This is a genomic window from Mesorhizobium sp. AR10 (assembly GCF_024746795.1).
In the GTDB taxonomy this organism is placed as follows: Bacteria; Pseudomonadota; Alphaproteobacteria; order Rhizobiales; family Rhizobiaceae; genus Mesorhizobium.
In genome coordinates this window covers 4,507,244-4,526,827 of record NZ_CP080524.1, presented here as the reverse complement: position 1 = coordinate 4,526,827, position 19,584 = coordinate 4,507,244, and the positions used below count along the sequence as shown (strand labels likewise).

Here is a 19,584-nt window from a genome sequence, read left to right as displayed (position 1 = left end):
ACCGGGGTCAGGCTCTTGCGGGGCCTGATGATGCCCTGACGACCAGCTCGACATCCAGAGTTTCGCGCAGCACCCTGCCGTCGAAATCGAGGATCGCCCGTGTCGCACGTCGACCAATCTCGGCGATCGGCTGGGCGACGGTGGTCAGCGCAGGTTCGCAAAGGGCTGCGTCCGGCACGCCGTCGAAGCCGACGATGGAGACGTCGTCGGGGACGGTCAGGCCGTGCGCCTGCAGCCACTCGATGGCGATAATGGCCATCCGGTCCGACATCGCCAGGATGGCGGTGGGCTTCTCGCTGCCGGCGAAGATGGTTTCGAGGCCCGCTCTTGTGCTGGCTTCGTCGTTTTCGGTCTCGTAGACAGGCACCTTGGCGATGTCGACGCCGAAGCGCGAAAGCGCCTCGAAATAGCCGGCAAGGCGGTCGCGCGTGCCTGTGTAGACCGCCGCCTCAACCTGCTCGGGCGAAACAAGGCCGGTGCTGTTGTCGGCGAACTGCAGCGACAGCACCGCGAAGCGGCGATGGCCAAGCTCGGCGAGATGGCGCGCTGCCATACGGGCGCCGGCGACATTGTCGACGCCGATCGCCGAGACGGTGTCGTCCTCGAAGCCAAGTTCAAGTGCGACGAAGGGCAACTTGCGCTCGCGTGTCAATTCGACGAGGCGCGAGCCGCCCTCGATGCAAAACAGGATGAAGCCGTCGACAAGCGCGCTCTGGATGTTCCAGGCGAGTTTTTCCTCGTTGCCGGCCGACACCAGCGCTATACCGGCGCCGGTGGCGTCGCATGCCGTGGAAATGCTGGCCATCATCGCGCGGGCATAGGGATCGTCAAAGAAATAGGCGAGGGGTTCGCTCGTGGCGACGCCGATCGCGTTGACCTTGCCGGCGCGCAACAGCCGACCCTTGGGGTCGGGCCCGGCATAGCCCATTGCTTCCGCCGCCGCCTTGACCCGCTCGCGGACTTCCTCGCGCACGATCTCGGGACGGCTGAAGACATTGGACGCAGTGCCGTGCGAAACCCCGGCGGCTTTGGCGATGTCTGCCAGCCGGATAGGTCTTGTGTTGCCTTTGCCGCGTAGCGCCATTCTTGCTTGCCTCCAGTTCCATCTAGCACGTTCGTTGGACGCATCTAGCACTTTCGTTGGATCGATTCAAATTTTTGCTTGACATTGGCACGGCAAGACCTATGTTTGAATCGATCCAAGTGTCATGCCAATTGTGGTTGGATCGCTTGAAGAGGAGGGTGCCATGCATCCCGTCAACTATCTATTCGAAGACATCTACGGCAACGACTGGGGCATAGCCTCGGTTGCCTCTACCCAAAAGCGCCGCGGCAAGAACGGGAAGCGTGATCTGCACTTCCTAGTGGAGCGCAAGCGGAGCTGATCGGCGCGCCATTTTCGTGCCGCTCGATTGGATCGATTCAAGCTTCAAAAGAGGAGGGTGCCATGCATCCCGTCAATCGTCTGTTCGAAGAGATTTATCGCAATTATTGGGGCATCTCGCCGGCTTCCGATCGGCCGGAGCGGCGGCGGCTGGCCAAGCCAGCCACGCGCAGCCGCGAGCTGCTGGTCCGGCCCGAACGTCGGCAGGACTGATGCATGTCGCCCAAAAACCTGCCCTCGGACTTGACCCGAGGGGGTGCGCAGTGGATTTGGGACAACGACATGCGTAAAGCCAAAGACTTAAAGCGCATCGACTGAATCCGCTTCAACGCGACGCGCTTTAAGGTCAGCAGCGGAGGTCGGGTCTTCCGCGTCAGGAACGCTGGTGCACCAGCGCCGAGGCTGCAATCACCAGCCAGCCTGCGATGAGCAAGGTGCCGCCAATCGGCGCCGACATCGGAAACAGCCGCGAGCCAAGGAAATCTCGGGCGAGAAGATCGCCTGAGAATAACAGCAGCCCGACCAGCAGCATCAGGCTTCCGATCCGCAAGACCCGGTTTACGCCGATCAGACCGACGGCAAGAAACACCGGCGCATGCATGATGAGAAAGGACGCGGCCGTAGCGACGAACGCGCCGCCCAGATGCGCCGCCGCAGCCGACAGCGCCACGCCCGCCGCGCCGCACAGGCCGCCGGCGAAAACAAGGGTGCGGCCGCTGCCGCTTGCCGGATGTTCGGCCATGCTGATGTCTCCGTGAATCGTCCGCGAATCGTGTCAGGATTTGCCGGCCTGCACCAGCATGTCACGCGTACGGCGCGACTGGACCAGCCAATTGTACACTGCGCCGCCGGCCAGCAACACGGATGTGCCGAGAAACACCGCCCGCATGCCGAAGTGACCGCCGACGAAGCCGCCAAGCAGCGGGCCGGCGACCTGTCCGACATATTGGGCAGAGATCGACAGACCGAGAACATTGCCGCCGACGCCGTCCGGAACATTGTGGCGGATGACGCTGGTGATGCAGGGCAGCAGACCACCCAGCGCCAGGCCCATGAGGAAACGCAGGCCGACGAGCTGCCAGCCCTCAGTGACGAAGGCCTGCGGGATCAGCAGCAGCGCCGAGACCGCAAGCGCTGCGACGATGACGTTCCAGTGGCCGATGCGGTCGGCGAGCTTGCCGAGCCGCGAGGCCGACAGGATGGCGCCGAGTGCTGCTGCCGACATGACGACGCCGGAGATCAGCGTGACCCGGCTTTGGTCCTCGATCAGCTGCTGGACATAGACCGTGATGATCGGCTCGATCGACATTGTGGCGAAACTCAACAACATGCCGGTCGCCAGCATGGCGACGACAGGACGCTTGTCGGGGATCTGCGCCCAGCCGCCTTTCGTTCTTTCCTTTGACTTGGCGTCTGTCTGGACCGGGCGAGGGTTCTCCTTGATCAGAAAAGTCGTTGCCAGGAACGCCAGGAAAATGACGCCGCCAGAGAGCAGGAAGGTGGTGCGAATTCCGATCAGCGGCGGCAGCACGCCGCCGAGCAGCGGGCCGACGAGGGCGCCGGCCGTGATGCCGGCCGACAGCACGCCGAGCGCCCAGCCGGAACGATCCTTCGGCGTCTGCATGGCGACCAGGATGGTCGAGCCCGAGGAATAGCCGCCGGCAAAACCGATCAGCAGGCGCAGCAGCACCAGTTGCCACACGGTCTCCACCATTCCGGTCAGCGACATGCAGACGGCCATGCCGAAACTGGCGCGCACCAGCATCAGCTTGCGGCCGTAGCGGTCGCCCAGCCGTCCCCAGAGCGGCGCGACAAGTGCTGCGGCAAGGAACGTCGCGCCATAGGCGATGCCGGACCACTGCACGATTTCCGCATGGCCTTCGGCGCCCAACTGCTCGACGTAGAGCGGCAGAAACGGCAATAGCAGCGTCATTGCGACAAGCGTGCTGAACGAGCCGGCAAAGCAGACGAACAGATTGCGCCGCCAGTGGATGTTGTGCGCGTCTTGCGCGGTGTCTTCTTGCGGCATTGTCGTGTCCTGTCCGGCAGCCGATGCAGACGGCTTGCGGCGGATACCGTTTTGGGATACCAAGCTGGTATCCGTCTTGGACGCAAGCTTGGCTGCTGTCAATGCGGCGTTCTTCGGCGTGATGCTGGCCAGCAAGCCGGTCGCCGGCAAGCGGCCGGAACGGCCAGAAAACGGAAAACGACAATGTCGCAGATGCAGAATGTCGAAAAGCAGCTTCGCGAAATGATCCTCGGTCTCGAGATCGGTCCGGGCGAGCGGCTGACTGAGCGTTGGATCGAAAGCCGGTTCGGGGCGTCGCGCACGCCGGTACGGGCAGCACTTCTGCGGCTCGAGACGGAGGGCCTGATCTGCCGCGACGGGCGTGGCTGGACGGTATCGCCGATCAACCTTGCCGAACTCGAACAGATCGCGGTCTATCGCGAGGCGGTCGAGGTCGCGGCGGTCAAGTTGACCTGTGCCCTGGAGGACAGGAGCGCCGTCGATGTCATCGAGGCGATGCTCGACTCCTGCGACACCAGCACCCCGCGCGAGGAATGGCATCGCGTCGGCATGGATTTCCACATCGAGCTGGCGCGCCTGTCGGGCAACGAATTTCTGTTCAGGGCAGTCCGTGACGCGATGACACGTCTGTCGCGCGCCCGCTGGCTGGAGGTTCGCGACGAAGCCGCACTTGGCCGTGCCTGGACCGAACACCATGCCATTCTGGCAGCGGTGCGGGCCGGCGATGCCGGCGACGCGGCAGGCCGGCTTTCGGCTCACATCGTCGGCAGCCGCGACCGGCTGGTGACATCGCTGCACAATGACCGGCGCGGCCTGCGCGCCCGAGGGTTTGCCGTCGTCGCCGCTTGAGTCCACGGCGCGGGGCCGTTCGTCAGGAAAAAGGTAGAACGGGCAACGCCATCACTTTCGGCCTCGCTTCGCGAACGCCGATGGCGTAAGAGCGGCGATGGAAAACAACCGATTTGAAACACCCGTGACCGTCAAGTCGGCCACGGAGGGAAGTACTCAGCTCTTGCGTTCGGCCCGTGAGGCTTCCGATTTCCTTCTCAACAGCTGGCCCGGCAAGCGCAGCCCCAAGCATCGCGAAGCGCTGCAGGCCTGTCACGATGCGCTGGCCGGCGACAAGCCGGCGATGAACGCAAGGCGTGCCTTCATCGCCGCCGCCCGCGAAGTGAACGTCTTCGTCAGCGACAAGATGCCGGCCTGAGCACGGCGATATGCCGGCCTGAGCACGGCTAAATCCCAGACGTAACGCGGTCTGCCTCGCCGAGAGGATGCCGATCTACTCTGCCTTTTCGGTCTCGGTTTCGGAGTTGGCTGCGTCCTCGGGCTTGTCACGCTCCTTGGCTGCGACCTTGGCCGCCAGCTTCTCCGCCTTCTTGGCAGCCTTCTGCCGATCGCGCTCCTTGCGTTCCTGGCCGTAATTCGGTGCTCGCGCCATATCGTTTCCTTTCGCTACGCTTGGCCCTGCCTAGGAGCATTGGGCCACAAACACAACACCGCAACGGACGATCGGCACCCATAGATATTCAGGCGGTCAGGTTCCGCACGGTTCCGGGCTTGCAAGATGTACGGCACAATGCTGTAGGAAAGATCGGCGCACAGGTGCTAAGAGCCGCCGATCTGTTTTTGAATCAACTGACCCATGGCCACGATTCTAAGAAACTCGGTAAAGCTGTTCTATTATATGCGAAATGCTGCGCGCGATATCGTCCCGCAGGCATTGTTTCGTAGCAGGCTGGCCGGCCGTCTGCGCCAGGCAAGGCTCTCTGACGGGTCGGTCCGCGAACGTCTGAATTACTACAACAAGCTGCAGCACACCTTCGCGCCGGGCCCTGATGCGGTGCCCATCAGCCGATTGCCGTTTTCGCCGAGCATGTATTATTACGACCTGAAGGAGTTTGCCCGCTACTTCGATCCCGAACTGCTCATCGATCTGGAATTCGGCGACGTCATCGAAGTGCCCAATGTGCCGTCTATCGTCAAGGATCGGCCGATACAGGACGGCAACAGCAACGCGGTCCTGCTGAAACTCGACAAGTTCCGCCACTTCCACATGCCCGCCGACAGGATGCGTTTCGCCGACAAACGTCCGGCCGTGGTCTGGCGCGGCGATCTCAACAATCCGATCCGGACCCTGTTCCTGGAGGCGGTGCGCGATCTGCCGTTCTGCGACGTCGGCACACCCAAGCGGACGGCGGCGGCGCAATACCGCAAGCCCTATCTCACCATCGACCAGCAGCGACACTACCGCTACATCGTTTCGCTCGAAGGCAATGATGTGGCGACCAACCTCAAATGGATCATGAGTTCGAATTCGCTGTGCCTGATGCCGCCGCCTACATACGAGACCTGGTTCGCCGAAAAGCAGATCGAGGCGAACGTTCACTATGTGCCGCTCGAACCGGATTTCGCCGATCTTGCCGAAAAGGTGCGGTATTTCGAGCAGCATCCGACTGAGGCCGAACGCATCATTGCCGCGGCCAACGCCTATTGCCGAAAGTTCTGCAACGAGCAGGCCGAGCAGGCGATCTCCCTGCTCGTGCTCTACAAATATTTCGTGCTCTCGGGCCAGGTCGAACCTGATCCCGAGGTGTGGCGCTATATCCAGGGTTAGAGCGGCGGCGTCGCCGCACTATCCCCCTGGTCAGATGCCGGTGCGGTCCAGAAGCAGATCGGCCGGACCGAAGCGGTCCTTTGCCGTGAGCTGCTGGTGCCAGTAGGGATAGAGCACCGGCGGGCGGCTGACCGCATCGAGCCGGCTGCGCTCGTCGTCGGTAAGTGCCAGGCTTGCAGCGGCGATGTTGTCCTTGAACTGCGCCTCGGTCCGTCCGCCGATCACCAGGGAACTGATAGCCGGCCGGCCGAGCAGCCAGGCCAGCGCCACCTGTGCGGCGGAAACCCCGCGAGCCTTGCTGATATATGCAAGGACATCGACGATCCGCCACAGCCGGTCCTCGTCGCGGATCGGCGGCTCCGACCAGCCGCTGAGCTGGCGGGCAGTTGGGCTGTCGCGGTGGTACTTGCCGGACAGCAATCCGCCGGCGAGCGGGCTCCACACCAGCACGCCAAGCCCCTGATCGACCGAGATCGGCAAAAGTTCGTATTCAGCTTCGCGCGCTTCCAGCGTGTAGTGGATCTGCTGGGTGACGAAGCGTGGCTGGTGCCGGCGGTCGCTGATACCCAGCGCCTTCATCACCTGCCAACCGGAATAGTTGGAGCAGCCGACATACCGGACCTTGCCCTGGCTGACCAATGTGTCGAGCGCGGCGATGGTTTCCTCGAGTGGCGTCACCCCGTCCCATTCGTGCAGGAAATAGATGTCGATAACATCGGTACGCAGGCGCTTCAGGCTCTTCTCGCACTCGCGGATCAGATGGTAGCGCGACAGGCCTTCGTCGTTTGGGCCCTTGCCGATCCGCATCCGCGCTTTGGAGGCGATCAGCACGTCGCCCTTGCGCTTGCCGCCCAGCGCTTCGCCGATGATCTCTTCGGAAATGCCGTTCGAATAGACATTGGCGGTGTCGATGAGATTGATGCCGGCATCGATGCACATGTCGATCATCCGACGGGCTTCGTCGAGATCGGTCTTGCCGACCGCCGCAAATGCGCCGGCGCCGCCGAAGGTCATGGTGCCCATGGTCAGCGTCGAAACTTTCAGCCCGGAACGGCCGAGGGTGCGGTATTCCATGTCAGATCCTCGCGAATGTGATTGTATTGAAGGGGTGCCGGAAACAGGCAGCCCGAATTGGACGGGCATTTGTAGGACAATTCGAGCGGCTTGTCGCCATGCCACGACGACGGATCGATCATGCCTCGCGCTTGCGGTGGTGCCCGGCTCGCTTGCCGACTGCAATAAAACCGTCATTGCCGGCCTATATCAAGTCGGCTCAGGGTTCCATCTCAGGTTGGCAAGCGGAGCAGCGCAAATGACCGAGTTAAAACAGAATTCTCCCGCCAGGGATTGGCTGGAAGCGGAACTCGCCGACACGCTCGACGAAGACTACGAACTGGAAATGTCGGAGCCGGCGCTGTCGATGGAGATCGCCAAGATCTACAAGAATGCGCATCCGCCCTCGATCGATCGCATGCAGTATTTTCGAGACCTGATCAGCTTGCAGTCGGAGCTGATCAAGCTGCAGTCCTGGGTCGCCTATCACAAGAAGAAGTTGGTGGTGGTCTTCGAGGGCCGCGATTCCGCGGGCAAGGGCGGCGTCATCAAGCGCATCACCCAGCGGCTCAATCCGCGCATCTGCCGCGTCGTGGCTCTTCCGGCGCCGACCGAGCGCGAGAAGTCGCAATGGTATTTCCAGCGCTATGTGCCGCATCTGCCTGCCGGCGGCGAGATCGTGCTGTTCGACCGCTCCTGGTACAACCGCTCGGGCGTCGAGCGGGTGATGGGTTTCGCCGAACAGGATCAAGTCGAGGAGTTCTTCCGCGACGTGCCGGAGTTCGAGCGCATGCTGGTCCGCTCCGGCATCACGCTGGTCAAATACTGGTTCTCGATCACCGACGCGGAGCAGCAGATGCGCTTTTTGATGCGCATCCACGATCCGATGAAGCAGTGGAAGCTGTCGCCGATGGACCTGCAGTCGCGCGTGCGCTGGGAGCAGTACACCAAGGCCAAGGAAGAAACGTTCGCCCGCACAAACATTCCGGAAGCCCCCTGGTACATCGTCGAAGGCAACGACAAGAAGCGGGCGCGGCTGAACTGCATTGATCATCTCCTCAAGCAGATGCCCTATGAGGAAGTGCCGCACGAGGAGATCACGCTGCCGGAGCGCGTCTTCAATCCCGAATACGAGCGTCAGACGCTGCCGCGTGAACTCTACGTGCCGGAGAAGTACTGACGGTCCATACGACCGGCGTGGCAGTCGATCCAGGCCACGCCACTCCGGCCGCTAATCACGCTTGATGATGACATGCGTGGCATCCGGCGTCGCGACCTGCTCGGTGCAGCGGTAGCCAAGCTTGAGCATATCGAGACCGGCAAAGAGGTTTTCGCCGGAGCCGAGCAGCATCGGCGAGATCGCCAGATGCAGTTCGTCGATGAGGCTTTCCTGGAGATATTGCCGGATCGTGGCAACACCACCGCCGACCCGTACATCCTTCCCGTCGGCCGCTGCTCTCGCCTTTTCCAGCGCGGAGTGGATGCCGTCGGTGACGAAATGGAAGGTCGTGCCGCCTTCCATCACGCTGGGCTCACGCTCATGGTGCGTCAGCACGAAGACCGGCACGTGATAGGGCGGATTATCGCCCCACCAACCCTTCCAGCTACCGTCCGGCCATTCTCCGCGGATCGGCCCGAACATGTTGCGGCCCAGGATCCAGGCCCCGACATTCTCGAAGCTGCGCACCGTGAACCCGTCGTCCGTGTCCGTTGTTCCGCCCTTTTCGCCAACCATGTTGCGGAAGGTTCGGGTGCCGACCATCCATTTGTGCAGGGCCTCCCCGCCGATGCCCAGCGGGTTCTTCAGGTCCTGGTCGGGGCCGGCGCCGAAGCCGTCGATCGACAGGGTGAATGCGGCGACACGAAGTTTGGACATGGATGCCTCCTAAACCGGTTGCTAAATGCAAGCAGTTAGTTTCTAGCTAAACTGATTGCATCTTGCAAGTGCTTTTTCAGCCGCGCGTCGTGAGACGGGTCGCAAGGCGACGCGCGGGCTGCTTCGTCATGAGTGTCTGGCCAGGTGATGGCGGCCGTCAAGACAGCCGCCATATCAGGTCATTCGCCCGTAAGTTCCATGAAGCGGAGATGGTTGCTGAACGGGTCGATGACCTCGACCGTCAGCCGCCCGTCCTCGTGCTCGATACCGGGCTTCATGTAGCGGTAGTTCCTGGTCGCCAGTTCCTTGTGGAAGTCGCGGATACCCCTCATGTAGACAACCATGTTGCCACCGGGCGTAGCATCGCCGGCATGTTCGGACAGGTGCAGGACAAGGCCGCCGCGCGAGACCTGCGTGTAGAGCGGGAAGTGGTCGCCGTAACGATGCTCCCAGTCGACGGTGAAACCGAGGAAGCCGAGGTAGAATTCGTGTGCCTTGGCCACGTCGAAGATGCGCACGATCGGCGCCGTCCGTTCGAAGACGATCGTGTCCTGCTTGGGCGTGTCGATTTTTGCCGACAGGATATTCCAGGTCGCCAGTCCAAACTGGCGCGCGACGATCTCCAGCGCCTCGCTGTGGCTGATCGTCAGGTCGCGGGCGGCAAGCGCCTCCCGCATGGCTTTCGCCATGGTCTTGGCATCGTGATAGGCAAGCATGTCCGTTCCTTTGGTCACGGCGAAGTCTTCGTCAGTGCTCGCATTGCCGACGCCTTCGCCTGACGGTGAAACGGGTCAGGAAGCATCCTTTGGAGGCGTTCGCCATTCCCCTTGGCAGGGCGCGGGCTGCCGGCCGCCTCCGGCCGTGCGCGCATCATAGCCGGGGCCACCGCTGCTTGTCAGCGGAAAAATGGCGGCGCTCACGCCGCCGTGCCGAATGTCCGATGAAGGGGATATTATCCCTTCAGCATCGCCGCCACTTCGGGCGCGAAGTAGGTCAAAATGCCGTCGCAGCCGGCGCGCTTGAAGGCAAGCAGCGATTCCAGCATCGCCTTCTCGCCGTCGATCCAGCCATTGGCGGCGGCTGCCTTGATCATCGAATACTCGCCCGACACCTGATAGGCGAAGGTCGGCATCTGGAATTCGTCCTTCAGCCGCCGGATGATGTCGAGATAGGGCAGGCCGGGCTTGACCATCAGCATGTCGGCGCCTTCGGCGATGTCCTGTTCGGCTTCGCGCACCGCCTCATCGGAATTGGCGTGGTCGATATAGTAGGTCTTCTTGTCGCCCTTGAGCAGGCCAGCGGTGCCGACCGCCTCGCGATAGGGACCGTAGAAGGCCGAGGCGAACTTCGTCGCGTAGGACATGATCGCCACATCCTGAAACCCGTTGGCGTCGAGCGCGTCGCGGATGGCTCCGATGCGGCCGTCCATCATGTCGGAGGGGGCGATGATGTCGGCGCCCGCAGCCGCCTGGATGACGGCGGCGGCCGTCACCTGTTCCACCGTCTCGTCGTTGACGATGATGCCGTCGCGCAAAATGCCGTCGTGGCCGTGCGAGGTGAAGGGATCGAGCGCCGCATCGGTGATGATGCCGATCTCCGGCACCGCGTGCTTGATGGCGCGCGTGGCGCGGTTGATGATGTTTTCGGGGTCGAGGATGTGCGAACCGGTCTGGTCGCGCAGGCCCAGTTCGACATTGGGGAAGGTGGCGATGGCCGGAATGCCAAGCTTGGCCGCGCGCTCCGCTTCCTTGACGGCAAGGTCGAGCGACAGGCGGAAGACGCCCGGCATGGCTGCGATCGGCTCGCGCACATTCTTGCCGTCGACGACGAAGATCGGCCAGATCAGATCGTCGACGCTGAGTCGGTTCTCCTGGACGAGGCGGCGCGACCAGTCGGCCTTGCGCATGCGCCGCAAGCGGCGGCTGCCGGTGATCTCGTCGACGCTGCGTGCGCCGGCAGCTTTTGCAGGGGTGAATTTGTTCATCGCCAAAACTCTCGCTCGGCGGCTTTTACCACGAGCCCTAGCCGCTGACCAATGCGACACGATTGTGCCAGCGATCCGGTCGAGCCCTATTCTGGCAGGCCGTTGCCGCTCAGAACCTGGGCCGCACCCCGCATGGCGACACGGAACGCCTCGTCGAAGCTCACGCCGCGCACCTGCCAGCTATAGGCCTTGGCCCCCATCGCAATCCGCCAGTCGGCGATCCAGCCCATCTCCTTGTCGCTCCAGACGATGCTGCCGGCAAGCGCTTGATCGGCGCCGGCTTGCCTGGCGAGCTGGTTCAGCACCACCATATCGGCATAGCGCAACGTCTTGTCGTCCAGCTCGGACGCGGCCAGCAGCGAGGCCCTCGGAAACGCGATCCGCATGACCAGTGGGCCGGTGGCATTCACAAACGATTCACGCATGGCTTGGCCGCGTTCATCCTCGGCGGTCAGCGCGAAATGCGTTGCACCTTGTTCCACCGCCAGAAAGACCACCAGGTGCGGCCGCTCGGCAAGCCACGGCTTGCTGCCGAGCGAGGCAAGCACCGCGTCGATCACATCAGGCTTGTAGAGGCAGGTGAGATCGTGCGGCCGGTCGTGGGTGCCTTGTTCGTCGTGGACCGGAATGCCCTCCATGCGGTCGCGGTAGCGGAATTCTGCAACAAAACTGCCGGCCTTGTCGCGCAGCGCCGCCATCTCACGCCTTTTCGGCAAGCGCTGGTCGCCGGAGACCCGCACCAGAACCGAGTCCAGGCAGGCCTTGAAGCCAATCTGGCGGTTCACCTCGCCCTGGCCGGTGACGATGGCCTGCGACTGGTAGAGCTCGTCGATGGTTGCCGCGACTGCGGGACGCGGCATCGAGCAGAACAGGCCGATCATCACCAGCACGAGGCGCGAATATCCAGGCATGGCTCACAATCCCCGAAGCCGGTGATAGCCGCTGAAAGACAGTGCGTCCCGGCTGCGATGGCGGCGAACTTCTAACATCGGGCGGCGGCAGTGGCCAAGGTGGCGCGAATACGCTCCTGCCATTGACTGACCCATGCGCCACGCTTAGCACTTCAATCCCGCAGGCGCGGGGGAGGGAATCTCTGGCGATGGATTTTGATGGAGGCGATGAGATTCGCTTCGAACGGTTGGGCAGGGCCGGTGTCGTCACGCTGACGCGGCCGCAGGCGCTCAATGCCGTCACCCATCGCATGGTCAAGGCACTCGACAAGGCGCTGCGCGCCTGGGAGCTGGATGACGGCGTCGATGTCGTCGTCGTCAAGGCCGAGGGCAGGGCGTTTTCGGCGGGCGGTGACATCCTCCACATCTACGAGGCCGGCCGGGCCGGAAAGCCGCCGGTCGAGTTCTTCGCCGACGAGTACCGGCTGAACGCCCGCATCAAACGCTTCAAGAAACCCTATGTCGCGCTGATCGACGGCATCGTCATGGGCGGCGGCGTCGGCATCTCGTTCCACGGCTCGCAGCGGGTGATGACCGAGAACGCCCAGTTCGCCATGCCGGAAGTCGGCATCGGCTTTTTCCCCGATGTCGGCGCCAGCCATCTCTTGCCGGACCTCGGCGGCAGCTTCGGCATGTATCTGGCGCTGACCGGCAACCGAATCCGCCCATGGCGATGCGCTATGGTCGGGCCTGGCGACGCACACGATCAAGGCCGAAGATCAGGCCGGCTTTCTTGACCGGCTGGCGGCGACCGGCGACCCGGAATCGGTGCTGCGCGGGTTTTTCATCTCGGCCAAGCGCGAGACGGACAGGCCGACGCTGACGGCGATCGCCCGCCATTTCGCGCAAGCCTCGCTCGGTGATATCATCGACAGCCTGGAGCGCGCGGCCGCCGAAGACGAATTCGCGGCCAAGACACTGGCAACGATCCGCACCCGCTCGCCGACCAGCCTGCATGTCGCCTGGCGCCAGATCAGCGCCGGGCTGACGCTGTCTATGGACGAATGCATGAAGATGGAATTCCGCATCCTCAACCGCATGCTTGCCGGCCATGATTTCTATGAAGGCATTCGCGCCGCCATCATCGACAAGGGCTCGAAGCCGCATTGGCAGCCGGCAAGCATCGCTGCGGTTGGCGCTGCCGACGTCGATGGCTATTTCGCTCCGCTCGATGAACGGGAGCTCGAACTGTGAGCGAGGCCGCGTCGAGACGCATCGTGCTCCAGCCTTCGGGCGTCGAAATCATCTTCGGCTGGTTCCAGCGTGTCATCGCCGGCTACTGCCTGCTCTTCGGAGTTCTGTACTGGATCCGGCTGATCGGCTTCTATCCCGGTTCGCTGTGGCGCTTCGACCTGATGCCGGTGCACTGGCAGGTGGCGGCGGTGGTGCTCGCCGTGTTCTTTCCCTTCGCCGCCGCCGGCCTGTGGATGCTGGCGTCGTGGGGTCCGGTGATCTGGTTCATTTGCGCCGTCACCGAGACCATCATGTATGCCGGCTTCCCCGATCTATTCGGGCACCGGCCGCTCATCCTCTTTTCACACATCGCGGTGGCGCTGCTCTATATCGTCTTCCGTGTGGTGATCTGGATGCGCAAGCGCCCGGCGCGGGCCTAGCCTTTTCGCCCCAGGGGATCGTTGGCTAAATCTTTAGGTTAATTAACCTTGCTCGGGTGACCGTTCGTTAAGCGTCTTGCGAAACCTATTACCGGTAAGCTCTTGTTAGCCCTAGCGTTTAAGTCGAATTTTATGAGTATTCGATAGTGTCGCGATCAAGGTGAAAAACAAAAAATCACCAGGGCGACAAACGAGAGGCAAAGACAATGATCAATTCGCGTCCGGCGGCGAAGACCGCCAACGTATCCGACGACCGCCGCGAGGCGATCCGTTCGCTGTACATGGAATCCCTGCAGCTGGTGGAGCGTCTGCACCGCCGTCTGCTTGATGTGATCAAGGATGAATTCGACCGCAACGGCCGCTCCGATATCAATGCCATCCAGGCGCTGCTGCTGTTCAACATTGGCAATTCCGAGCTGACCGCCGGCGAACTGCGCTCGCGTGGCTACTATCTCGGCTCGAACGTCTCCTACAATCTGAAGAAGCTTGTCGATCTCGGCTTCATCAACCACCAGCGCTCGCGCATCGACCGTCGGTCGGTCCGCGTCTCGCTGACGCCGAAGGGCAACGAGGTGGCGGAGGTCGTCGGTGGTCTCTATGAGCGCCATGTCGGCTCGATCGAGCAGGTCGGCGGCATCAACAGCGAAGAATTCAAGCAGATGAACCGCGCGCTGCAGCGGCTCGACCGCTTCTGGAACGACACCATCGCTTACCGGATGTAAGCCATCTACCGGCACAAGATCTGAAGCCGCGCCAGAGAAGCGCGGCCTGGGGGCAGCCATCGGGGGCCGGCGCTGAAAAGCATCGGTCCCTTTTCTTTTCGTGGTGTAGAACCCTTGTCCCAAAGCTCAGCCGTCGGCAGTATCCTTGGCAGGTGTGCTGCAACGGTGCTTAGATGTCGCGGTTTGGAGGGGGTACTATGGGCCTGGGGAAACGCTCGAAGATTTGCTCGGTTGCCCTGACACTTTTGTTGGTCTCGCAAACGGCTTTCGCCGAAGAGTGGTGGAAGGATTCCTTTGCCGCGGAAGGCAGCGTCCCATGCGACAACAATGACTCGATCGTGACGTTCACTGACAAAGCAGTGGAGATGTGGGAGGTGCGCTGCACACTGATCAAAGTTCAGAAGATCAACCGCTTGGACGCGATGATTTTGGACATGACGTGCACGGACGGTGAGGAGAGCACCGGCAGGAGACGGGAGCTGCTGCTCAAACTGGACAACAAGGTCCTGCGCTATCCTCAGAATGAGGTATTGCAACGTTGCTCGGAATTGAAGGTGCCGACGGCTCAGGCTCCAAAGGGTTGAGACTTCGCGCTGCCGGATGATGCGATGACGCCCCCCTACAACACCTATCGGTGCGCGAGGCGGTCAGCGCGCGACTGTGGAGGTCGAGGACGAAGGCTCGCTTCAGATCAGATGTCCAGGTTGTCACCGGTGCCGAAAAGCACCGGCCTTTTCATTTCCTGACGCCGGGCTGCCCAAAATCGCGGCGAAGGCCACGTTGCCGCCATATTCCCGGTGAAAGCGAGGATGCGGGTGATGCTGCGGTGAAAGCCATGAGGTCATCCGGAACTCGCTTCGCCCCCCGCGCGTTTTCACGCCTAAGTGATGCGGGTCATGGTTGGCTAATTGTTAAGAATGCCAACTTTAGAGTGTGGGTGAGATCGCCCCGATAACCGAATGCGGCAGATCGAATAGCTGCAAGAATGTCTGGAACGTCCATGAGAACCAGCCGCCGTTTCTTCCTTTCCGGAGCCTCCGCGCTCGCAGTCGCCGTTGTGGCCGGCAGCGCCAATGCGCAGGACGTGATCGGTGATATCCTGAAATCCTCGGCCCGCGGCAATTGGGATGACCAGTTCGATTCCCGCGCCAGCGAAGGCGGCAAGGTCGCCTCGACCCTGCCGATCTTCAGCCCGCAGACCGTAGCGTTCACCGAGCAGGCGGTCGCACAATATCAGAACATCGTCGGCCAGGGCGGCTGGGAGCAGGTCCCGGCGACCAAGAAACTGCAGCTTGGGGTCGATGATCCGGACGTGGTGCCGCTGCGCAAGCGCTTGATGATGTCCGGTGACCTGGCGCAGAGCGCCGGCATTTCGACGTCCTTCGATTCCTATGTCGACGCAGCGGTCAAGCGCTTCCAGGCGCGTCACGGCCTGCCTTCCGACGGCGCCCTGGGCAAGTACACTTACGCGGCGATGAATGTTTCGGCGCCAATCCGGCTTGGCCAGCTGCAGACCAATCTGCAGCGGCTGCAAGAGCGTGCCGGCACGCTTGGCAATCGCTATGTGCTGGTCGACATACCGGGCGCCCAGATCGAGGCGGTCGAGAACGACCGCGTCGTCCTGCGTCACACGGCGGTCGTCGGCAAGATCGACCGCCAGACGCCAATCGTCAATTCCAAGATCAACGAGATCATCGTCAATCCCTACTGGAACGCACCGGTCTCGATCGTACGCAAGGACATCATTCCGCTGATGCGGAAGGATCCGAACTATCTCAAGGACAGCCATATCCGCCTGTTCGCGCCTGATGGCAGCGAAGTCGATCCGATGACGGTGGACTGGTCGACGGACGACGCCGCCAAGTACCGCTTCCGCCAGGATCCGGGCGCCGGCAATGCGATGGCCTCGGTCAAGATCAACTTCCCGAGCCCGGACGGCGTCTATATGCACGACACGCCGCAGCAGAGCCTGTTCGGCAAGATGATGCGCTTCGATTCGTCGGGCTGCGTGCGCGTGCAGAACGTGCGCGACCTCGTCACCTGGATCCTGCGCGACACGCCGGGCTGGAACCGCCAGCATTTCGAGGCGACGATCAAGACTGGCGAGAACACGCCGGTGCAGGTCACCAATCCGGTGCCGGTCTATTTCCTCTACGTCTCGGCCTGGTCGACGGGTCCGGGCGTCGTGCAGTTCCGCGACGACATCTACGGCCTCGACGGCAACAACGAACTGCAGATCACATCAGCGCTATAAGCGATTGTTCTTATTATCGAAAAGGCCGCCGACAAGGCGGCCTTTTGCTTTTCAAATTCCCGGTCGACGCGTCTCTTTTGCCGGCTGGACGTATCGGCGAGAGCATGATCTGGAAAAGTGGAATCCGGTTTTCGGAAAGATCATGCTCAATCAAAGCCGGGCGGCTGGAGCTTGAACTCCGGTTCGCCGCCATCGCGGCGGAGCGCACCAGTGTGCGCGCCATGTTGCGTAGCGGTGAGATCAATGATCATACGGCACAGGCGCTGTTTGCCCAGATCACGCTGACGGAGGCGCTCTGAAAGGCAGGCAGGAGCGGAAATAGAAGTCGCACGGGTGTTTCTGGCGCAATCCGGCCAGCAAATTTCGCGCCGCAAACGTGGCGAGGCGAAAACAACTGTGTTAATGGCGCGGCAATGCATGTCGCCCAAAAGTGTGCAGCGGTTTTGGGGCCACGATATGCATGAACAAATTGCCCCCGAACCCCGAGGATTTCAGTCCATGGCTACAGCAGCGGCAGTGTCGAACAAATTCGAATCTTTCTTCGAAACCACGCTGGAAGATGCCGATCCTGAGATTTTCGGCGCCATCCGCAACGAACTCGGCCGCCAGCGCCATGAGATCGAGCTGATCGCGTCGGAAAACATCGTCTCGCGGGCGGTGCTCGAAGCGCAAGGGTCGATCATGACCAACAAATATGCCGAGGGCTATCCGGGCAAGCGCTACTATGGCGGATGCCAGTTCGTCGACGTGGCCGAAGAGCTCGCCATCGAGCGCGCCAAGAAACTGTTCGGCTGCAACTTCGCCAATGTCCAGCCAAACTCCGGCAGCCAGATGAACCAGGCGGTGTTCCTGGCGCTGCTGCAGCCCGGCGACACCTTCATGGGCCTCGATCTCAATTCCGGTGGGCACCTGACCCACGGTTCGCCGGTCAACATGAGCGGCAAATGGTTCAAGGTCGTGTCGTATGGCGTGCGCAAGGAAGACCATCTGCTCGACATGGACGCGATCGAGAAGACCGCGCATGAGACCAAGCCGAAGTTGATCCTTGCCGGAGGCACCGCCTATTCGCGCGTCTGGGACTGGAAGCGTTTTCGCGAGATCGCCGATGCGGTCGGCGCCTATCTGATGGTCGACATGGCCCACATCGCCGGTCTTGTCGCCGGTGGCGTCCACCCGTCGCCGCTGCCGCATGCCCATGTGGTGACGACGACGACGCACAAGTCGCTGCGCGGCCCACGTGGCGGCATGATCCTGTGCAATGACGAGGACATCGCCAAGAAGATGAACTCGGCCGTCTTCCCCGGCCTGCAGGGCGGCCCGCTGATGCATGTCATCGCCGCCAAGGCGGTGGCCTTCGGCGAGGCGCTGAAGCCAAGCTTCAAGGTTTACGCCGAGAGCGTCGCCGCCAACGCCAAGGCGCTGGCCTCCAGCCTCAAGGAAACCGGCCTCGACATCGTCTCCGGCGGCACCGACAACCATTTGATGCTGGTCGATCTGCGTCCCAAGAACGCCACCGGCAAACGTGCCGAGGCGGCCCTTGGCCGCGCCAACATCACCTGCAACAAGAACGGCATTCCGTTCGATCCGGAAAAGCCTTTCGTCACCTCGGGCGTGCGTCTCGGCACCCCTGCCGGCACGACGCGCGGCTTCGGTCAGGCCGAGTTTCGCGAGATCGGCAAGCTGATCGCCGAAGTGCTGGACGGGCTGAAGGTCGCCAATTCCGACGAAGGCAATGCGGCTGTCGAGGCGGCGGTGAAGGCCAAGGTCATGGCGCTGACCGATCGTTTCCCGCTCTACCCCTATCTCGGTTGACCGCACGCCGCACGTCGTCTTTTATCCCGCGCTCTGCGCCGCTCCTGGTCGAGCGGCGCGGCTTAGTGGAGATTTTGATGATGCGCATGTTCCGCCTTGCCATTCTGGCCTTCTTCGGCTCGCTTGCCGCCTTCGCCGTGTCAGGCGCGGTCGCCCAGGAACAGACGGAGCCAAGCACGGATATGCCCGCCACCAGCACCTTTGGCAGGTGGACCACCATCGTTGATGCGCTGGATACCGGCCAGGATTCGCGCAAGACCTGCGCCGCCTCCACCGCCTTTGTCGATGGCAGCGGCAATGCCGGCACGCTGACGCTTTCGATCTCAACCGGCGACGCCCTGCCGCCCGATGCCTATCCGGCCATCATGTTCACGGTCGCCAACAAGGACCTGCCGACCGGCAAGAAGATTGCGGCGACATTCGGCGACCCCGGCGTCAAGGTTTCGGCGACCGTCTATTCCAACGATGCCGTCGCCGGCCGCCCGAGCTGGACGGTCGACAATCAAGCCAAGACCAGCCTCGCGCTGCTGCGCGCCATGCGCCAGGTCATCGCGCTCGATGTCGTTTTCGGCAAGCAAGCCGTCGCCAGCATCCCGATGGACGGCTTCACCAAGGCCTATCGCAACCTCGGAACGTCCTGCGGCTTCCCGACCAAAGACGTCGCACCCTGACGTATCTGGCGCGGCTGGCAATTTTCCTCGCGCCTCGCTATCTCTGAGGTACGCGAGGCCGTTGCCGAACCTTTGCCCGTCCCGGCAAAAACCTCTAAGCCTCTCGTTCCGCCAGAATCGCCAACCCGAAGGCTCTCCATGCGCTGTCCCTACTGTCAGTCCGAAGATACGCAGGTGAAGGATTCGCGCCCCGCCGAGGATGGCGCGGCCATCCGCAGGCGCCGCGTCTGCCCCGATTGCGGCGGCCGCTTCACCACCTTCGAGCGCGTGCAGTTGCGCGACCTCGTGGTGGTCAAGAAATCCGGGCGCAAGGTGCCGTTCGACCGCGACAAGCTGCTGCGTTCGGTCGAGATCGCCGTGCGCAAGCGCAATGTCGACCCCGAGCGCATCGACCGTGCGGTGACCGGCATCGTGCGCCAGCTCGAAAGCTCGGGCGAGACCGAAGTCGCCTCGGGTGAGGTCGGCCGTCTCGTGATGGAGGCGTTGAAGTCGCTCGACGACGTCGCCTATGTGCGCTTTGCCTCGGTCTATCGCAATTTCCGCGAGGCCAAGGATTTCCATGATGTGCTGGGCGAGCTCAAGGGCGATGAGCTCAAGAGCGAAGAGGACGCCGGCTGAG

At 62.4% G+C, this 19,584-nt stretch carries 23 protein-coding genes and 1 pseudogene; 15 read left to right on the top strand and 9 right to left on the bottom strand.

What is annotated here, in order from left to right; genetic code table 11:
• Positions 1-7 precede the first annotated feature (7 nt).
• On the bottom strand, positions 8-1,084 hold the full coding sequence (locus tag LHFGNBLO_RS25580) for a LacI family DNA-binding transcriptional regulator (RefSeq protein ID WP_258602077.1): 1,077 nt from the start codon (positions 1,082-1,084) through the stop codon (positions 8-10).
• A gap of 163 nt (positions 1,085-1,247) precedes the next feature.
• Here LHFGNBLO_RS25580 and LHFGNBLO_RS25575 point away from each other — a divergent pair, with 163 nt between their 5' ends.
• Positions 1,248-1,385, top strand: a complete 138-nt coding sequence (locus LHFGNBLO_RS25575; RefSeq protein WP_258602076.1) for a hypothetical protein — start codon at positions 1,248-1,250, stop codon at positions 1,383-1,385.
• 62 nt (positions 1,386-1,447) lie between these two features.
• Entirely contained in the window at positions 1,448-1,597 is a 150-nt protein-coding gene (locus tag LHFGNBLO_RS25570; protein ID WP_258602075.1) for a hypothetical protein, read from the top strand.
• A 160-nt stretch (positions 1,598-1,757) separates the two neighbouring features.
• Here LHFGNBLO_RS25570 and LHFGNBLO_RS25565 read toward each other — a convergent pair whose 3' ends face one another.
• A complete protein-coding gene (locus LHFGNBLO_RS25565) occupies positions 1,758-2,126 on the bottom strand; it encodes a DUF423 domain-containing protein (protein ID WP_258602074.1) in 369 nt (122 codons plus the stop codon).
• 33 nt (positions 2,127-2,159) lie between these two features.
• Complete coding sequence (locus LHFGNBLO_RS25560) at positions 2,160-3,413, bottom strand: multidrug efflux MFS transporter (RefSeq protein ID WP_258602073.1); 1,254 nt, start codon at positions 3,411-3,413, stop codon at positions 2,160-2,162.
• A gap of 183 nt (positions 3,414-3,596) precedes the next feature.
• Between LHFGNBLO_RS25560 and LHFGNBLO_RS25555 the strand changes: the two genes are divergently transcribed.
• Together LHFGNBLO_RS25555 and LHFGNBLO_RS25550 are read left to right on the top strand one after the other, a co-directional pair.
• Positions 3,597-4,262: a GntR family transcriptional regulator gene (locus LHFGNBLO_RS25555; RefSeq protein ID WP_258602072.1), complete on the top strand. Its 666-nt coding sequence runs from the start codon at positions 3,597-3,599 to the stop codon at positions 4,260-4,262.
• 97 nt (positions 4,263-4,359) lie between these two features.
• Entirely contained in the window at positions 4,360-4,620 is a 261-nt protein-coding gene (locus LHFGNBLO_RS25550) for a DUF982 domain-containing protein (RefSeq protein ID WP_319944178.1), read from the top strand.
• 75 nt (positions 4,621-4,695) lie between these two features.
• Here LHFGNBLO_RS25550 and LHFGNBLO_RS25545 read toward each other — a convergent pair whose 3' ends face one another.
• Positions 4,696-4,854, bottom strand: a complete 159-nt coding sequence (locus tag LHFGNBLO_RS25545) for a hypothetical protein (protein WP_258602070.1) — start codon at positions 4,852-4,854, stop codon at positions 4,696-4,698.
• A gap of 204 nt (positions 4,855-5,058) precedes the next feature.
• On the opposite strand from LHFGNBLO_RS25545, the gene LHFGNBLO_RS25540 reads away from it, so the two are divergent.
• Entirely contained in the window at positions 5,059-6,030 is a 972-nt protein-coding gene (locus LHFGNBLO_RS25540) for a glycosyltransferase family 90 protein (RefSeq protein WP_258602069.1), read from the top strand.
• 30 nt (positions 6,031-6,060) lie between these two features.
• On the opposite strand, the gene LHFGNBLO_RS25535 is transcribed toward LHFGNBLO_RS25540, so the two are convergent.
• Positions 6,061-7,104, bottom strand: coding sequence for an aldo/keto reductase (locus tag LHFGNBLO_RS25535; protein WP_258602068.1), 1,044 nt, complete (start codon positions 7,102-7,104; stop codon positions 6,061-6,063).
• A gap of 238 nt (positions 7,105-7,342) precedes the next feature.
• Between LHFGNBLO_RS25535 and ppk2 the strand changes: the two genes are divergently transcribed.
• Positions 7,343-8,263 (top strand): polyphosphate kinase 2, encoded by a 921-nt coding sequence (gene ppk2, locus LHFGNBLO_RS25530; protein ID WP_258602067.1) that lies wholly within the window; start codon positions 7,343-7,345, stop codon positions 8,261-8,263.
• 51 nt (positions 8,264-8,314) lie between these two features.
• Here the strand turns inward: ppk2 and LHFGNBLO_RS25525 are convergent, their stop codons facing one another.
• The 4 genes from LHFGNBLO_RS25525 to LHFGNBLO_RS25510 all read right to left on the bottom strand — a co-directional run bounded on the left by LHFGNBLO_RS25525 (position 8,315) and on the right by LHFGNBLO_RS25510 (position 11,854).
• Positions 8,315-8,959 carry a dihydrofolate reductase family protein gene (locus LHFGNBLO_RS25525; RefSeq protein ID WP_258602066.1) on the bottom strand — a complete coding sequence of 215 codons (645 nt, stop codon included), beginning with the start codon at positions 8,957-8,959 and terminating at the stop codon, positions 8,315-8,317.
• Positions 8,960-9,138: 179 nt separating this feature from the next.
• The gene (locus tag LHFGNBLO_RS25520; protein WP_258609884.1) at positions 9,139-9,675 is read right to left on the bottom strand and encodes a glyoxalase superfamily protein; all 537 of its coding nucleotides are present in this window, start codon (positions 9,673-9,675) and stop codon (positions 9,139-9,141) included.
• Positions 9,676-9,911: 236 nt separating this feature from the next.
• A complete protein-coding gene (gene hemB / locus LHFGNBLO_RS25515; RefSeq protein ID WP_258602065.1) occupies positions 9,912-10,943 on the bottom strand; it encodes a porphobilinogen synthase in 1,032 nt (343 codons plus the stop codon).
• A gap of 86 nt (positions 10,944-11,029) precedes the next feature.
• Positions 11,030-11,854, bottom strand: coding sequence for a DUF2066 domain-containing protein (locus LHFGNBLO_RS25510; protein ID WP_258602064.1), 825 nt, complete (start codon positions 11,852-11,854; stop codon positions 11,030-11,032).
• Positions 11,855-12,042: 188 nt separating this feature from the next.
• On the opposite strand from LHFGNBLO_RS25510, the pseudogene LHFGNBLO_RS25505 reads away from it, so the two are divergent.
• The 9 genes and pseudogenes from LHFGNBLO_RS25505 (at position 12,043) to nrdR (ending at position 19,583) form a co-directional block, all read left to right on the top strand.
• Positions 12,043-13,087 (top strand): annotated as a pseudogene (locus LHFGNBLO_RS25505) (enoyl-CoA hydratase/isomerase family protein).
• Positions 13,084-13,506 (top strand): DUF6163 family protein, encoded by a 423-nt coding sequence (locus tag LHFGNBLO_RS25500; RefSeq protein WP_258602063.1) that lies wholly within the window; start codon positions 13,084-13,086, stop codon positions 13,504-13,506. Before LHFGNBLO_RS25505 ends, LHFGNBLO_RS25500 begins: the two are co-directional and overlap by 4 nt.
• Before the next feature lie 206 nt (positions 13,507-13,712).
• The gene (gene ldtR, locus LHFGNBLO_RS25495; protein ID WP_112618061.1) at positions 13,713-14,228 is read left to right on the top strand and encodes a transcriptional regulator LdtR; all 516 of its coding nucleotides are present in this window, start codon (positions 13,713-13,715) and stop codon (positions 14,226-14,228) included.
• Positions 14,229-14,425: 197 nt separating this feature from the next.
• Positions 14,426-14,812 carry a hypothetical protein gene (locus LHFGNBLO_RS25490; RefSeq protein ID WP_258602062.1) on the top strand — a complete coding sequence of 129 codons (387 nt, stop codon included), beginning with the start codon at positions 14,426-14,428 and terminating at the stop codon, positions 14,810-14,812.
• Positions 14,813-15,228: 416 nt separating this feature from the next.
• Positions 15,229-16,482, top strand: a complete 1,254-nt coding sequence (locus LHFGNBLO_RS25485; protein ID WP_258602061.1) for a L,D-transpeptidase family protein — start codon at positions 15,229-15,231, stop codon at positions 16,480-16,482.
• Positions 16,483-16,586: 104 nt separating this feature from the next.
• Positions 16,587-16,781 (top strand): hypothetical protein, encoded by a 195-nt coding sequence (locus LHFGNBLO_RS25480; protein ID WP_258602060.1) that lies wholly within the window; start codon positions 16,587-16,589, stop codon positions 16,779-16,781.
• Positions 16,782-16,980: 199 nt separating this feature from the next.
• Positions 16,981-18,294, top strand: coding sequence for a serine hydroxymethyltransferase (gene glyA, locus LHFGNBLO_RS25475; RefSeq protein ID WP_258602059.1), 1,314 nt, complete (start codon positions 16,981-16,983; stop codon positions 18,292-18,294).
• An 80-nt stretch (positions 18,295-18,374) separates the two neighbouring features.
• Positions 18,375-18,965 carry a hypothetical protein gene (locus LHFGNBLO_RS25470; protein WP_413774732.1) on the top strand — a complete coding sequence of 197 codons (591 nt, stop codon included), beginning with the start codon at positions 18,375-18,377 and terminating at the stop codon, positions 18,963-18,965.
• Between the two features lie 138 nt (positions 18,966-19,103).
• Positions 19,104-19,583 carry a transcriptional regulator NrdR gene (gene nrdR / locus LHFGNBLO_RS25465; RefSeq protein ID WP_258602057.1) on the top strand — a complete coding sequence of 160 codons (480 nt, stop codon included), beginning with the start codon at positions 19,104-19,106 and terminating at the stop codon, positions 19,581-19,583.
• The last annotated feature ends 1 nt before the right edge of the window (position 19,584 follow it).